This is a genomic window from Nocardioides sp. HDW12B, assembly GCF_011299595.1.
GTDB lineage: Bacteria > Actinomycetota > Actinomycetes > Propionibacteriales > Nocardioidaceae > Marmoricola_A.
In genome coordinates, this window is the sequence record NZ_CP049867.1 from 2,751,496 (window position 1) to 2,766,108 (window position 14,613).

Sequence of the window (14,613 nt, forward strand, 5' to 3'; positions counted from 1 at the left end):
CGGCGCGTCCGCCGTCACGCCCGGGTGGTCAGGCGACGGTCGCCACGCCGCGGCCCACGCCGAGGGCGAGGCGGCGCCAGGAGTCGGGCACCACGTCGTCGACGTCCGCGGCCAGGCGCGACCCGTCCGCGGACGTGCCGAGCACGAGGACGGTGGGGCCGGCGCCGGAGACCACGGCGGCCGCGCATCGGCCGCGCAGCGCGGAGACGACGGCGAGCGTCTCGGGCATCGCCGGTGCCCGGTAGTCCTGGTGCAGCCGGTCCTCGGTGGCCTCGAGCAGCATCTCGGGCCGGGTCGTCAGCGCCGCCACCAGGAGCGCGGCCCGGCCGGCGTTCGCGGCCGCATCGGCGTGCGGCACCGTCGCGGGCAGCAGCCCGCGCGCCACCGACGTGGACACCGGTGACGGCGGCACGAAGGCGTGCAGCCGCACGTCGGGGTGGACCGGCAGCCGCACCGCGGCGTAGCCGTGGGCGCGGGTCAGGGCGACGGTGAATCCGCCGAAGACGGCGGGGGCGACGTTGTCGGGGTGGCCCTCGAGGCCCGCTGCCTGCTCGAAGAGGTCGTCGTCGCTGCGCTCCACGCCCGGGGTGAGGGCCCGCGCCAGGGCGAGGCCCCCGACGATGGCGGCGGCCGACGAGCCCAGCCCCCGGCTGTGGGGCACGACGTTGCGGCAGGTCAGGCGCAGGCCCGGGACGGGCGCACCCACGGCCTCGAGGCCGGCCACCAGGGAGCGGACGACGAGGTGCGAGGCGTCACGCGGCACGGCACCCGGCGCGGCACCCTCCCCCTCGACCGCGATCTCGAGCGCTCCTGCGGTGGGCAGCACCTCGGCGGTGATCTCGTCGTACAGGTCGAGCGCGAGGCCGAGCGCGTCGAAGCCCGGGCCGAGGTTGGCGCTCGTGGCGGGCACCCGGACCGTGACCGGTCCGGACGCGAGGGTCGCGCTCACGCGAGGCCGGCGGCCCGCGCCGCCGCGGCGGCGTCGGCCTCGACGACGTTGTCGACCAGGTCGGTGAAGGTCGACAGCGCGGTGTCGATGTCCTTGAGACCGTGACCGGTCACCGTCAGCACCAGGGTCCGTCCGCGGAAGTCGGCTCCGTCGGCGACGTCGCGCAGCAGCCCCGCGACGCTCGCCGCGGAGCCGGGCTCCACGAAGATGCCCTCCGCGGCGGCGAGCTGACGCTGCGCGGCGAGGATCTCCTCGTCGCTGACGGCGCCGAAGCGTCCGCCCGACTGCTCCGCCGCCGCCACGGCGAGGTGCCACGACGCGGGGTTGCCGATGCGGATCGCGGAGGCCACCGTCTCGGGCGAGGTGACGGGCTCGCCGCGGACCAGGGGCGAGGCGCCCTCGGCCTGCCAGCCGATCATCGTCGGGCGGTGCGTGGCGCAGCCGGCGTCGGCGTACTCCGTGTAGCCCTTCCAGTACGCCGAGATGTTGCCGGCGTTGCCCACCGGCAGCACGTGCACGTCGGGGGCGTCGCCGAGGAAGTCGACGATCTCGAAGGCCGCGGTCTTCTGCCCCTCCAGCCGGAAGGGGTTGACCGAGTTCACCAGCGCGACCGGGTAGTGCTCGGCCAGCTCGCGCGACATGCGAAGGCAGTCGTCGAAGTTGCCGCGCACCATGATGACCTGCGCACCGTGCACGATCGCCTGCGCCAGCTTGCCGGCCGCGATCTTGCCCTGCGGCACCAGCACGAGCGGCTTGACCTTGGCCCGCGCGGCGTAGGCCGCCATCGAGGCGCTGGTGTTGCCGGTGGAGGCGCACACGACCGCCTCGGCGCCCTGACCGACCGCGACCGAGAGGGCCACGGTCATGCCGCGGTCCTTGAAGGACCCGGTGGGGTTGTCGCCCTCGACCTTGATCCAGACCTTCGCGCCGGTCAGCTCCGAGAGCCACGGGCTGTCGATGAGCGGGGTGCCGCCCTCGCGCAGCGTGAACGTCGGGGTGCCCTCAGGCAGCGGCAGCCAGTCGCGGTACTCCTCGATGACCCCCCGCCACTGGTGGGTGCGGGTGCGCTGGTGGCCGGGACCGGTCTGCACGCTCACTCGCCCTCCCCCTCGACCCGCATCACCGAGGACACGTCGCGCACCTCGGGCATGGTGTGCAGCGCGGCGACCGTCGCCGACAGCGCCGCGTCGGTGGCGCGGTGCGACACCACGACGAGCTGGGCGTCGTCTCCCCGGCCCTCCTGGCGCACCGTCTGGATCGAGACGCCGTGCTCGGCGAAGGCCAGAGCGACCGCCGCGAGCACGCCCGCGCGGTCATCGACGTCGACGGCCACGTGGTAGCGCGTGGTGGTCTCCCCCATCGGTCGCACGGCCAGCTCGGCGTACGCCGACTCGCCGGCTCCGCGGACGTCGACGAGACGGTTGCGTGCGACCGTGACGAAGTCGCCCAGCACCGCCGAGGCGGTCGGGGCGCCGCCGGCGCCGGGGCCGTAGAACATGAGCTCGCCTGCGGCCTCGCTCTCGACGAAGACCGCGTTGAACGCCTCGCGCACGCTGGCCAGCGGGTGGCTGCGCGGGATCATGGCCGGGTGCACGCGCGCCGACACCGCCGGTCCGTCGGGACCGTCGGTGAGCTCGCAGATCGCCAGCAGCTTGACCACGGCGTCCATCTCGCGCGCCGAGGCGACGTCGGCCGCGCTGACGTCGGTGATGCCCTCGCGGTAGACGTCCGCGGCGACCACGCGGGTGTGGAAGGCGAGGCTGGCGAGGATGGCGGCCTTCGCCGCCGCGTCGAAGCCCTCGATGTCGGCCGTCGGGTCGGCCTCCGCGTAGCCGAGGGACTGGGCCTCCTCGAGCGCCTCGGAGAAGCCGGCGCCGGAGGTGTCCATCTTGTCGAGGATGAAGTTCGTGGTGCCGTTGACGATGCCGAGCACGCGCCGCACCCGGTCGCCCGCGAGCGACTCCCGCAAGGGCCGCAGGATCGGGATGGCGCCGGCGACCGCGGCCTCGTAGTAGAGGTCGCGGTTGTGCTTCTCCGCGGCCGTGAACAGCGTCGAGCCGTCCTCGGCGAGCAGCGCCTTGTTGGCGGTCACGACGCTGGCGCCGTGCTCGAGGGCGCTGAGGATGAGCGTGCGGGCGGGCTCGATGCCACCGATGACCTCGATGACGACGTCGACCCCGGAGGCGACCAGCCCGGCCGCGTCGGTGGTCAGCAGGTGCGCCGGCACGTCGACCTCGCGACGCGCGTCGAGGCGGCGTACGGCGACGCCGACCAGCTCGACCGGCGCCCCCACCCGCGCCTCGAGGTCGGTGGCCTGCTCGGTGAGCAGCCGCACCACCTGGCTGCCGACCGAGCCGCAGCCCAGCAGGCCCACGCGCACGGTGCGGCGGGGCGTGCTCGCCGGGACGTCCTCGGGCATCGCGTTCACTGCTCTCGTTCCTGGGTCGGGTCGGCGCCGGTGCCGGCACCGGTGTCGGTGGCCAGCAGGTCCTCGACGGTCTCACGCCGGACGACGACGCGGGCCGAGCCCCCGCGGACCGCGACCACCGGCGGGCGCAGGGCGTGGTTGTAGTTGCTGGCCATCGACCAGCAGTAGGCGCCGGTGCCCGGGACCGCCAGCAGGTCCCCGGGGGCGACGTCGCCGGGGAGGAACTCGTCCTTGACCAGGATGTCGCCGGCCTCGCAGTGCTTGCCGACGACGCGTCCGAGCACGACCGGGGCGTCGGAGGATCGCGAGGCCAGGGTGGCCGAGTAGTCCGCGTCGTACAGCGCGGTGCGGATGTTGTCGCTCATCCCGCCGTCGACCGACACGTAGGTGCGCACCGCCCCGCCGTCGAGGGCGACCTTCTTCACGGTGCCGACCTCGTAGAGCGAGCACATGGCCGGACCGACGATCGCCCGGCCGGGCTCGATCGCCAGCCGCGGCACCGCGAGCCCCCGCGCGCGGCACTCCTGCTCGACGATCGAGGTCAGCTCCGAGGCCAGGTCCTTCGGGTCGGCTGGGTCGTCCTGGAGGGTGTAGGCGATGCCGAAGCCGCCCCCGAGGTCGAGCTCGGGCATCTCCACGCCCAGCTCGTCGCGGACCCGGCCCTGCAGCGCGAGCACGCGCCGGGCCGCGACCTCGAAGCCCGAGGTGTCGAAGATCTGCGAGCCGATGTGGCTGTGCAGCCCGAGGAGCTCGAAGCCCTCGCTGCCGTGGACCTGCCGGACCGCCGCGAGCGCGTCCCCCGCGTTGATGGAGAAGCCGAACTTCTGGTCCTCGTGGGCGGTGGCGATGTACTCGTGGGTGTGCGCCTCGACGCCCGCGGTGACGCGGACCATCACCGGGGCGACGCGGCCGAGCTCGGCGGTCAGCCGCTCCAGCCGCGCGATCTCGTCGAAGGAGTCGAGCACGATGCGGCCCACGCCGGCCTCGAGGGCGGCGCGCAGCTCGGCGGTCGACTTGTTGTTGCCGTGGAAGCCGATGCGCGCCGGGTCGGTGCCGGCCCGCAGCGCCACCGTCAGCTCGCCGCCCGAGCACACGTCGAGGCCGAGCCCCTCCTCCGCCACCCAGCGGGCCACGGTCGTGCACAGGAAGGCCTTGCCGGCGTAGAAGACGTCGTAGGAGGAGAAGGCGTCGCGGAAGGCTCGCGCCCGGCTGCGGAAGTCCTCCTCGTCGAGGACGTACGCCGGGGTGCCCACCTCGGCGGCCAGCGCGCGCAGGTCTGTCCCGCCGACGTGGAGGACTCCGTCGACCTTCTCGGCCGTGCCCGGCCACAGGTGCGGCACCAGCGCGTTGGCGTCGACCGGCTCGCGCAGCCACGCAGGCCCGCGGGCGTTGATGTCGGCGTGCAGGGCGCCGGCCTCGTGGGCCCTCATGCCGGGGCCGCCAGGGGTCGGCGCAGGTCGGGACGCGAGATCAGCACCGGCCCAGCGTATCGGCGACGGCGGGCACCGCGGCGACCGATGTCAGGGGGCAGACGCACGCCGGCACCCGCCGGCAGGCCCACCGGCAGGGCGGTCGGGACGACCCGGCAGGTCATGTAACCTTGCCCGCGCACGCTGAGCCCCCGTAGCTCAGGGGATAGAGCACCGCCCTCCGGAGGCGGGAGCGTAGGTTCGAATCCTACCGGGGGCACCGTTTCCTGCGTGTCGGTCGAGCGGTCACCCGCTCCCGATCGCTCGCCCTCAGCAGCCCCGTGCGAAGCGACCGTCGTTGCGGGCCTCGTTGCCCAGCCGACGGGCCTGCGCCACGTCCGGGAAGATGATGCTCGCGCCGTTGACGTAGCCGTAGCTGCCGTCGAGCACGCAGGTGGGCATGGCCGAGGGGTCGATCGCGGTCAGCGCCTGGGCCAGGCGGAACAGCGCGGCCGGCGACAGGTCGGTGGTGAGGTTCTGCGCGACCGACAGCAGCGCGCGCTCCATGAAGCCCGGGGCGTCCTGCATCAGCCGCACCCGCCGCAGGATCGCGCGCAGCATCTCCTGCTGGTTGGCGGAGCGGTCGAAGTCGCCGCGCGGCAGGAAGTGACGGGCGCGGGAGAAGAACAGTGCCTCCCACGGCTTGAGGGTGTTGCGGCCCTTGCGGATGGATCCCTCCATGGCGTCGTCGCGGAACGCCATGCGCGAGTTCACCGTGACCCCGCCGATGCTGCCGACCATCTGCTTGAAGCCGGTGAAGGACGTCAGGAACACGTAGTCCGGCTGCACGCCCACGAGGTTGCCGACGGTGCGGCCCATGAGCTCCGGGCCGCCGAAGGTCAGCGCCGAGTTGACCCGGCCGGAGCCGTGGCCGGGGATCGGCACCCAGGAGTCGCGCGGGACGCCGATGCTGACCGCGTCGCCGGTGGCGAAGTTGACGCCCACCATCTGGATCGCGTCGGCCCGCTGCCGGGTGATGTTCTGCCCCGGGCGCGCGTCGGACCCGAGGGCCAGGATCCACAGCATCCGCTCGTCGTGGTCGACCCCGCGGGCCAGTCCGGTGGCGACCAGGCCGGCGGGGGTGTGGCTGGTGGTGGCCGGCGGCACGACGAGCAGCAGCGGGGCCAGCAGCGCCAGACCGACGATCCGGCCCGTGCGACCCGGGCGGCCCAGGCGGCCCAGGCGGCCCAGGCGGCCAGGGCGGCCCGTACGGCGGCCGGTCCGCACCGTGCGCGCGCTCATCGGTCGGTCCTGCGGACGTCGAACCCGAAGACCCGCCAGCTCTGTCCGACCGGGGTCAGGAGCAGGCGGCCCTGGAGCCGCACCCGCTCCGGCCCGGACGTCGACGCGGTCGGGGACCCGGACGCGGACGCCGAGGCGGTGTCGTCCTCCGGGGACGCGACCTCGAGCGTGAGGTCGAGGCGGGCCGTGGCGCCGGCCGGTCGGCCGCGCGGGGCCAGGACGTTGACCGGGGCCTCGACGCGCACGACCTGCACCACGACCGGTTCTCCCGCCTCCTCGAGGTCGGCCCGCGAGAGCACCGCTCCCTGTGTCCGGGCCAGCCGGGTCGCGCCCTCGGTGAAGCCGGGGAACCGGTCCGCGGGGGCCGTCGCCGGGTCGACGAAGGCCGCCAGGACGTAGCGCGACACGAGCTCCTCCACCTGACGTCGCAGCGCGAGACGGTCGCGGTCGGGGAGCCGCCCGGCCACCCGCGTCACCGGGGCGGAGACCTCAGGTGCCGCCACCTCCGCCGCCTCACCGGACTGCGGCGTCGGGGTGTCGGCCGACTCGGCGGGCGAGGTGCACCCGGCCAGGGCACCTGCCACGACGAGCGACACGACGGCCGAAGCAGCCGAGGCGATCGAGGGGGCCCGGCGGGCCCGAGTGGCTCGGGTGGATCGGTGGCGAGCCGCGCGAGGGGGCGTGGAGCGCCGGGACCAGCCGGCGGTCGTCGTACGACGCATGGGGACATGATCACCTCTGCACCGCGCCGCGCGGACGGACACGCCCGAGAACGGACCACCCCTGGGGGTGGGACGCACCGTGCCGCGGTGACGACCCTGGGGGTCGCTGCGTCCGCTTTGGACGTGTTCTCCCTCACCCTCGGAGCACCCGTCGACCGGGGCACAGCGTCCGGGCTACCCGCGAGTCGCGTGCCAGCCGCCCGCGACCTTCGCGCACGGTCTAGATTTGGTCCGGCGATCAGTTCCATACCGCAGCGGAAGAGGGCGAGCTTCAATCGTGGCCGAATCGGGTCCAGACAACCAATCCAGCGCCCCGGGCGGCTCGGTGGCCGAGTTCGGCGACAACGAGTGGCTCGTCGACGAGATGTTCGAGCGCTACCAGGAGGACCCGTCCAGCGTGGACGACGCCTGGGTGGCCTACTTCGAGGGCCGGTCTGACTCCGGCGACACGGCCTCCTCCGGCGACGGCACGTCCGCCGCCGGCAGCAACGGCACGGCCCCCGAGAAGGCGGCTGACAAGGCGGCTGACAAGGCGCCCGCGAAGAAGGCTGCTGCGGCGAAGGCACCCGCGGAGAAGGGTGCCTCGTCCGGCACCTCGGCTCCGGCCAAGTCGGCGCAGGACACCGCCGCGACCGCCGGCGCCAAGCAGTCGGCGGCCAAGGAGTCGGCGGCCAAGGACGCCTCGAAGCCCGCCGCGAAGGAGACCTCGGCCCCGAGGTCGAGCGACAAGCCGACCAAGAAGGCGGCCCCCGTGCCCAAGGAGAACCCGCCCGCTCCCCCGTCCGAGGCGAGCGACGAGCCCCAGCTCACCGTGCTGCGCGGCGCCCCCATGCGCACCGCGCAGAACATGGACCTGAGCCTCACCGTCCCCACCGCCACGAGCGTGCGCACCGTCCCGGTGAAGCTGCTGTGGGACAACCGGATCGTCATCAACAACCACCTGGCCCGCGCCCGCGGCGGCAAGGTCTCCTTCACCCACGTCATCGGCTACGCGCTGGTGAAGGCGCTGCGGTCGATGCCGGAGATGAACAACGGCTTCGACGTCATCGACGGCAAGCCGAACCTCATCCAGCCGGCCCACATCAACCTCGGCCTCGCCATCGACCTGCCCAAGGACGACGGCACCCGCCAGCTGCTCGTGCCCTCGATCAAGGGCGCCGAGGCGATGGACTTCGCCGAGTTCTGGACCGCCTACGAGGAGCTCATCCGCAAGGCCCGCAACGGCAAGCTCGGGGTCTCCGACTTTCAGGGCACGACGATCAGCCTCACCAACCCCGGCACCATCGGCACCAACCACTCCGTCCCGCGCCTGATGAAGGGCCAGGGGTGCATCCTCGGCGTCGGGTCGATGGACTACCCGCCGGAGTACCAGGGCGCCTCCGAGGAGACCCTCACCCGCAACGCGGTCAGCAAGGTGATGACGCTGACCTCGACGTACGACCACCGCGTGATCCAGGGCGCGCAGTCGGGCGAGTTCCTCAAGCGGATGCACGCGCTGCTGCTCGGCGAGGAGGGCTTCTACGACGAGATCTTCCGCGCGCTGCGCATCCCCTACGAGCCGATCCGCTGGTCGAAGGACATCTCGACCAACCACGACGACGACATCAGCAAGCAGGCCCGCATCCTCGAGCTGATCCACGCCTACCGCGTGCGCGGCCACATGATGGCCGACACCGACCCGCTGGAGTACCAGCAGCGCAGCCACCCCGACCTCGAGATCGAGTCGCACGGCCTGACGCTGTGGGACCTCGACCGCGAGTTCGCCACCGGCTCCTTCGGCGGCGACCGGCGCTTCATGAAGCTGCGCGGCATCCTCGGCATCCTGCGTGACTCCTACTGCCGCACCATCGGCATCGAGTACATGCACATCCAGGACCCCGAGCAGCGCCGCTGGATCCAGGAGCGCGTCGAGCAGCCGCACCAGAAGCCGCCGCGCGAGGAGCAGCTGCGCATCCTGCTCAAGCTGAACCAGGCCGAGGCGTTCGAGACGTTCCTGCAGACCAAGTTCGTCGGGCAGAAGCGCTTCAGCCTGGAGGGCGGTGAGACCACGATCCCGCTGATCGACGAGATCTGCGAGGCCTCGGCCGAGGCCGAGCTCAAGGAGGTCTGCATCGGCATGGCCCACCGCGGCCGGCTCAACGTGCTGGCCAACATCGTGGGCAAGTCCTACAACCAGATCTTCCGCGAGTTCGAGGGCAACATCGACCCGCGCACGGTCCAGGGCTCCGGCGACGTGAAGTACCACCTCGGCGCCGACGGCGTCTTCAGCGCCGGCTCCGGGGCGACCATCAACGTCTCGGTGGCGGCGAACCCCTCGCACCTCGAGACCGTCGACCCGGTCCTCGAGGGCATCGCCCGGGCCAAGCAGGACGTGCTGGACCGGGGCGCGGAGTTCCCCGTCATGCCGCTGCTGGTCCACGGCGACGCCGCCTTCGCCGGTCAGGGCGTGGTGGCCGAGACCCTCAACCTCTCGCAGCTGCGCGGCTACCGCACCGGCGGCACGATCCACGTCGTGGTGAACAACCAGGTCGGCTTCACCACGTCGCCGTCCTCGTCGCGCTCCTCGCTCTACTGCACCGACGTGGCGCGGATGGTGCAGGCGCCGATCTTCCACGTCAACGGCGACGACCCCGAGGCCTGCATCCGCACGGCCCGGCTCGCCTTCGAGTACCGCCAGGCCTTCAACAAGGACGTCGTCATCGACCTCGTCTGCTACCGCCGCCGCGGTCACAACGAGGGCGACGACCCGTCGTACACGCAGCCGCTGATGTACGACCTCATCGAGCAGAAGCGCTCGGTGCGCAAGCTCTACACCGAGTCCCTCATCGGTCGTGGCGACATCACGATCGAGGAGGCCGAGCAGGTCCTGCGCGACTACCAGCAGCAGCTCGAGCGGGTCTTCAGCGAGGTGCGCGAGGCCGACACCCAGCCCGACGAGTGGCTCACCGTCCCGGACTACCCGGACAAGCCGTCCCCCGAGGCGAAGACCGCGATCACTAAGGAGACGCTCAAGCGGATCTCCGACGCGCACGTCAACGCCCCCGACGGCTTCACCGTGCACCCGAAGGTGCTGCCGCAGCTGCAGCGCCGGGCGGCGGCGATCACCGACGGTCCCATCGACTGGGGCACCGGCGAGATCCTGGCGTTCGGCTCGCTGCTCATGGAGGGTCGGCCGGTCCGGCTGGCCGGGCAGGACTCGCGGCGCGGCACGTTCGTGTCCCGCTTCGCCACGATCATCGACCGGCGCAACGCCGACGAGTGGACGCCGCTGTCGAACCTCGACGAGGAGCAGGCGAAGTTCTACGTCTACGACTCGCTGCTCTCCGAGTACGCCGCCCTCGGCTTCGAGTACGGCTACTCCGTGGCCCGTCCCGAGGCGCTGGTGCTGTGGGAGGCGCAGTTCGGCGACTTCGTCAACGGCGCCCAGACGGTGATCGACGAGTACATCACCTCCGGCGAGACCAAGTGGGGCCAGCAGTCCGGCGTCGTGATGCTGCTGCCGCACGGCTACGAGGGCCAGGGCCCCGACCACTCCTCGGCACGCATCGAGCGGTTCCTCACCATGGCCGCCGACGACGCGTTCGTGGTGGCCCAGCCGTCCACCCCGGCGAGCTACTTCCACCTGCTGCGCCAGCACTCGCTGGGCGAGAAGCACCGCCCGCTCATCGTCTTCACCCCGAAGTCGATGCTCAAGCGCAAGGAGGCGGCATCGCGACCGGAGGACTTCACCGAGGGCACCTTCCGGCCGGTGACGTCCGACCCGGCGGTCGACGCGGACGCGGTGGAGACGGTCCTGCTGTGCTCGGGCCGCATCACCTGGGACCTGATGAACGAGCGGAAGAAGCGCGAGGGAGACACCCCCTCCACCGCGATCCTCCGCCTCGAGCAGCTCTACCCCCGCCCGGTCAAGGAGCTGCTCGCGGAGCTGGAGAAGTTCCCGAACCTCTCCGCGATCCGCTGGGTCCAGGACGAGCCCGCCAACATGGGGCCCTGGCCGCACATGGCGCTCAACCTGCGCGAGGAGCTGCCCGTCGAGATGACGCTGGTCTCGCGGTCGAAGTCGACCTCGCCGGCGGTCGGGCAGGCCAGCCGTCACAAGCAGGAGCTGGAGAACCTGCTCAAGGACGCGTTCGCGTAGTCGCGCGGACGCCGCAGCGACGAGTCGAGACGACGCGAGACGGGAGCACCGTGTACTTCACCGACCGCGGGATCGAGGAGCTCCAGGGCCGACGGGGCGACGAGGAGGTCAGCATCGCCTGGCTCGCCGACCGGCTCCAGGAGTTCGTCGACCTCCACCCCGACTTCGAGGTCCCCGTCGAGCGGCTGGCCACCTGGCTGGCCCGCCTCGACGACCCCGACGACGACTGAGCCGAGGCGGTGCCGGTTTCACTGGGTACCTAGTGATGTTGGCGCTTCCCGAGCGAAACTTCGCTCGGGAAGCGCCGGTTTCACTAGGTACCCAGTGAAACCGACAGGGGCCTCAGCGGGTGAAGACGACCTTGCCGAACACGTCGCCGTCGGCCATGGCGGCGAAGCCGTCGGCGGCCTGCTCCATCGGCATCAAGCGGTCGATCAACGGTGTGGTGCCGGTGGCGTCGAGCATCTGCACGAGGCTCGCCAGCTCCTGACGGGTGCCCATGGTCGAGCCGACGACCCGCAGCTGCAGGAAGAAGATGCGCGTCAGCTCGGCGTCGTCGAGCTTGGGTCCGCTCGTCGTCCCGCTGATGACGATCGCGCCGCCGGGGCGCAGTGCGCGGATCGAGTGCGACCAGGTCGCGCGTCCGACGGTCTCCATGACCGCGTCCACCTTGCCCGGCAGCTTGGCGTTGCTCTCGAAGACCTCGTGCGCCCCGATCTCCAGCGCGCGGGACCGCTTGGCCTCGTCGCGGCTCGTGGCCCACACCCGCAGGCCGCCGGCCCGCGCGAGCGTGATGAGGGCGGTGGCGACACCGCCGCCGGCGCCCTGCACCAGCACCGAGTCGCCGGCCTTCAGCCCGCCCTGGGTGAAGAGCATGCGGTACGCCGTGAGCCACGCGGTCGGCAGGCAGGCGGCCTCCTCGAAGCTGAGCGAGGCCGGCTTCGGCACCACGTTGGCCCGGGGTACGGCGACCTTGTCGGCGAACGTGCCCTGGTGGCGCTCGCTCAGCAGCGACCGGCGTGGGTCGAAGGTCTCGTCACCGGTCCACGACGCCGACGGGATGACGGCGTGCACGACGACCTCGTTGCCGTCCTCGTCGAGACCGGCCGCGTCGCAGCCGAGGATCATCGGCAGCGCCTCCTCGCGCAGGCCGACCCCGCGCAGCGACCACAGGTCGTGGTGGTTCAGCGAGGCGGCCTTGACGGTCACCATGGTCCAGCCGTCGGGGACCTCGGGATCGGGTCGCTCCCCCACCACCAGACCGTCGAGCGGGGTGTCGGAGGAGAAGGACTCGGCGTAGACGGCAAACATGCCCCGACCCTAGCCGCGGAGGCCCGCCGAGCCTCCCGGTTGTGATGTTTACCGCGTCCCGCCGCCAGCGACCGCCGCGGCGGCCACCGCGGCCACCGCGGCCGCCACGGCGGGGCCGACCCGGGGGTCGAACGGCGACGGCACGATGTAGTCGGCGCGCAGGTCCTCGCCGACCAGCCCGGCGATGGCGCTCGCGGCGGCGAGCTTCATCGCCTCGGTGATGGCGGTGGCCCGGGCGTCGAAGGCGCCGCGGAAGATGCCGGGGAACGCCAGCACGTTGTTGATCTGGTTGGGGAAGTCCGAGCGGCCGGTGGCCACGACGGCGGCGTGCCGGTGGGCGACGTCGGGGTGGACCTCGGGGGTGGGGTTGGCCAGCCCGAAGATGATCGCATCGTCGGCCATCGTGGCCACGACCTCCTCGGGGACGGTGCCGCCGGAGACGCCGATGTAGACGTCGGCGCCGGCGAGCGCGTCGGCCAGGGAGCCCGAGCGTCCGGTGCGGTCGGCGGTGTCGACGGCCAGGGCCCGCTTCACCGGGGTGAGGTCGTGGCGCTGGGAGCTCAGCACGCCGCGACGGTCGGTGACGGCGAGGTCGGTGATGCCGGCCGCCAGCAGGATGCGCGCGACCGCGACGCCGGCGGCTCCGGCCCCGGAGATCACGACGCGGGTGCCGGCGTGCGTGCGTCCGGTCAGCCGCAGCGCGCCCTCGAGGGCGGCGGCGACCACCACGGCGGTGCCGTGCTGGTCGTCGTGGAAGACCGGGATCGCGAGGCGCTCCTGCAGCCGCTGCTCGATCTCGAAGCACCGCGGAGCCGAGATGTCCTCGAGGTTGATGCCGCCGAAGGACGGTGCCAGCCGGACCACGGTCTCGACGATCTCGTCGGTGTCGGTGGTGTCGAGGCAGATCGGGACGGCGTCGACCCCACCGAACTGCTTGAACAGCACGGCCTTGCCCTCCATCACCGGCATGGCCGCGGCCGGGCCGATGTCGCCCAGCCCCAGCACCGCGGTGCCGTCGGTGACGACGGCGACCGTGTTGGAGACCCAGGTGTAGTCGCGCACCAGCGCCGGCTCGGCCGCGATCGCCTCGCACACCTCGGCGACGCCGGGGGTGTAGGCGAGCGACAGGTCGTCGCGGTCGTCGAGCGACACGGTGCTGGCGATCGCCATCTTGCCGCCCTCGTGCAGGCGGAACACGGGCGACGCGGCGCGGTCGGCGGGCGTGGGGGACGCGGTCATGGCGTGGCAGCAGGCTTTCGCGAGTGGGTGCGAGCAGGGGCGGCTCGAGTGCGAGTCGCGGTCGGGACTGATCGGTGCCGATCAGGGCGGGTCGTGGATCCGTGGGGTGGTGGAATCCGTGGCAGGGGCCCGCGGTCGTGGCAGGGCGCCCTGCAGCGCGTTCGATCGGGTCTCAGTCTGGCACAGCCCGACGACCGCGCAGCGGCCAGACCCGGGCCAGCACCGCGGCGAGCACGCGGTCGTCGGGCACCGCGCCGACCGTCCAGGAGTCCACGCCCTCGCGCGGGTTGTCCCGCTCGACCCACCAGCCGTCGGGCTCACGGCGTACGGCGCGCTTGACCGCCACCGTGCCGTCCGGCAGCCGTACGACGACCAGCCGGCCGACCCGCGGGCGGGCGCCGTGGACGACGAGGAGCAGGTCGCCGGGGTGCAGGGTCGGCAGCATGGAGCGACCGTGGACGCGGGCCAGGCCGACGCGGACCGGGGTGCTCACCCGCCTCACCTCACCTGTCACGTCGGGGTCCCTCGGGCGGCCCCACCCCTGGGGGTGAGTCTGCTGAGCCGCCCCCGCAGCGCCGTGGCCACGGAGTAGTGTCGCAGCAGACCGAAGAACCCCTCCCTGTGCATGCTCACGAAAGGATTCTGGATGCTCGCGCGAATCTTCGCCCCGACGCTCGATGTCCACGCCCACTGCGACCTGCCCTGCGGTGTCTACGACCCCGCGCAGGCCCGCATCGAGGCGGAGTCGATCAAGGCGATCATCGGCAAGCTCGCCGACAACGACGACCCGGACTTCCGCACCCGCGCCGTGGTCATCAAGGAGCAGCGCTCCGAGCTGGTCAAGCACCACCTCTGGGTGCTGTGGACCGACTACTTCAAGCCCCCGCACTTCGAGAAGTACCCGCAGCTGCACACCCTCTTCAACGAGGCCACCAAGCTCGCCGGTGCGTCCGGCACCAAGGGCACGATGGACGCTGCGACGGCCGACGACCTGCTGGCCAAGATCGACGAGATCGCGGAGATCTTCGCCGAGACCAAGAAGGCCTGAGCACCGTGGGGCGCCCCGCAGCGGGGGCCCCGCCTGCTCGACCTCATGACGTCGGATCGGGCCCGGG

Annotated in this window: 12 protein-coding genes and 1 tRNA gene; 4 read left to right on the forward strand and 9 right to left on the reverse strand. The window is 72.5% G+C overall.

Annotation, left to right across the window (positions count from 1 at the left end; all coding sequences use genetic code 11):
- Positions 1-28 precede the first annotated feature (28 nt).
- From thrB to lysA, 4 genes are read right to left on the reverse strand one after another with little or no spacing between them, the layout of a single operon-like run.
- Positions 29-949, reverse strand: a complete 921-nt coding sequence (gene thrB / locus G7072_RS12895) for a homoserine kinase (RefSeq protein ID WP_166086977.1) — start codon at positions 947-949, stop codon at positions 29-31.
- Entirely contained in the window at positions 946-2,046 is a 1,101-nt protein-coding gene (gene thrC / locus G7072_RS12900) for a threonine synthase (protein ID WP_240916937.1), read from the reverse strand. The genes thrB and thrC overlap by 4 nt, the downstream gene beginning before the upstream one ends.
- Positions 2,043-3,368 carry a homoserine dehydrogenase gene (locus tag G7072_RS12905; RefSeq protein WP_166086979.1) on the reverse strand — a complete coding sequence of 442 codons (1,326 nt, stop codon included), beginning with the start codon at positions 3,366-3,368 and terminating at the stop codon, positions 2,043-2,045. The genes thrC and G7072_RS12905 overlap by 4 nt, the downstream gene beginning before the upstream one ends.
- 5 nt (positions 3,369-3,373) lie before the next feature.
- Positions 3,374-4,807, reverse strand: a complete 1,434-nt coding sequence (gene lysA, locus G7072_RS12910; RefSeq protein ID WP_166086981.1) for a diaminopimelate decarboxylase — start codon at positions 4,805-4,807, stop codon at positions 3,374-3,376.
- A gap of 187 nt (positions 4,808-4,994) precedes the next feature.
- Between lysA and G7072_RS12915 the strand changes: the two genes are divergently transcribed.
- Positions 4,995-5,066: transfer RNA gene (locus G7072_RS12915), tRNA-Arg, on the forward strand.
- A 50-nt stretch (positions 5,067-5,116) separates the two neighbouring features.
- Here G7072_RS12915 and G7072_RS12920 read toward each other — a convergent pair.
- Together G7072_RS12920 and G7072_RS12925 are read right to left on the reverse strand one after the other, a co-directional pair.
- The gene (locus G7072_RS12920; protein ID WP_166086983.1) at positions 5,117-6,088 is read right to left on the reverse strand and encodes an LCP family protein; all 972 of its coding nucleotides are present in this window, start codon (positions 6,086-6,088) and stop codon (positions 5,117-5,119) included.
- The gene (locus G7072_RS12925) at positions 6,085-6,672 is read right to left on the reverse strand and encodes a hypothetical protein (protein ID WP_166086985.1); all 588 of its coding nucleotides are present in this window, start codon (positions 6,670-6,672) and stop codon (positions 6,085-6,087) included. The genes G7072_RS12920 and G7072_RS12925 overlap by 4 nt, the downstream gene beginning before the upstream one ends.
- Positions 6,673-7,087: 415 nt before the next feature.
- On the opposite strand from G7072_RS12925, the gene G7072_RS12930 reads away from it, so the two are divergent.
- Together G7072_RS12930 and G7072_RS12935 are read left to right on the forward strand one after the other, a co-directional pair.
- On the forward strand, positions 7,088-10,948 hold the full coding sequence (locus tag G7072_RS12930) for a multifunctional oxoglutarate decarboxylase/oxoglutarate dehydrogenase thiamine pyrophosphate-binding subunit/dihydrolipoyllysine-residue succinyltransferase subunit (RefSeq protein WP_240916939.1): 3,861 nt from the start codon (positions 7,088-7,090) through the stop codon (positions 10,946-10,948).
- A 50-nt stretch (positions 10,949-10,998) separates the two neighbouring features.
- A complete protein-coding gene (locus G7072_RS12935) occupies positions 10,999-11,178 on the forward strand; it encodes a DUF6104 family protein (RefSeq protein ID WP_166086987.1) in 180 nt (59 codons plus the stop codon).
- A gap of 112 nt (positions 11,179-11,290) precedes the next feature.
- On the opposite strand, the gene G7072_RS12940 is transcribed toward G7072_RS12935, so the two are convergent.
- The 3 genes from G7072_RS12940 to G7072_RS12950 form a co-directional block, all read right to left on the reverse strand.
- Positions 11,291-12,259 carry a zinc-binding dehydrogenase gene (locus tag G7072_RS12940; RefSeq protein WP_166086990.1) on the reverse strand — a complete coding sequence of 323 codons (969 nt, stop codon included), beginning with the start codon at positions 12,257-12,259 and terminating at the stop codon, positions 11,291-11,293.
- A 48-nt stretch (positions 12,260-12,307) separates the two neighbouring features.
- The gene (locus G7072_RS12945) at positions 12,308-13,498 is read right to left on the reverse strand and encodes an NADP-dependent malic enzyme (protein WP_166086992.1); all 1,191 of its coding nucleotides are present in this window, start codon (positions 13,496-13,498) and stop codon (positions 12,308-12,310) included.
- Between the two features lie 172 nt (positions 13,499-13,670).
- Entirely contained in the window at positions 13,671-13,991 is a 321-nt protein-coding gene (locus G7072_RS12950) for a S24 family peptidase (protein WP_240916940.1), read from the reverse strand.
- A gap of 153 nt (positions 13,992-14,144) precedes the next feature.
- Between G7072_RS12950 and sodN the strand changes: the two genes are divergently transcribed.
- Positions 14,145-14,546, forward strand: coding sequence for a superoxide dismutase, Ni (gene sodN, locus G7072_RS12955; RefSeq protein ID WP_166086994.1), 402 nt, complete (start codon positions 14,145-14,147; stop codon positions 14,544-14,546).
- Positions 14,547-14,613: the final 67 nt, after the last annotated feature.

Excerpts from the sequence above, each read along its gene's own strand:
- G7072_RS12905 (WP_166086979.1), bottom strand. The coding sequence starts at position 3,368 with ATGCCCGAGGACGTCCCGGCGAGCACGCCCCGCCGCACCGTGCGCGTG.
- lysA (WP_166086981.1), bottom strand. The coding sequence starts at position 4,807 with ATGAGGGCCCACGAGGCCGGCGCCCTGCACGCCGACATCAACGCCCGC.
- G7072_RS12920 (WP_166086983.1), bottom strand. The coding sequence starts at position 6,088 with ATGAGCGCGCGCACGGTGCGGACCGGCCGCCGTACGGGCCGCCCTGGC.
- G7072_RS12940 (WP_166086990.1), bottom strand. The coding sequence starts at position 12,259 with ATGTTTGCCGTCTACGCCGAGTCCTTCTCCTCCGACACCCCGCTCGAC.
- G7072_RS12945 (WP_166086992.1), bottom strand. The coding sequence starts at position 13,498 with ATGACCGCGTCCCCCACGCCCGCCGACCGCGCCGCGTCGCCCGTGTTC.
- sodN (WP_166086994.1), top strand. The coding sequence starts at position 14,145 with ATGCTCGCGCGAATCTTCGCCCCGACGCTCGATGTCCACGCCCACTGC.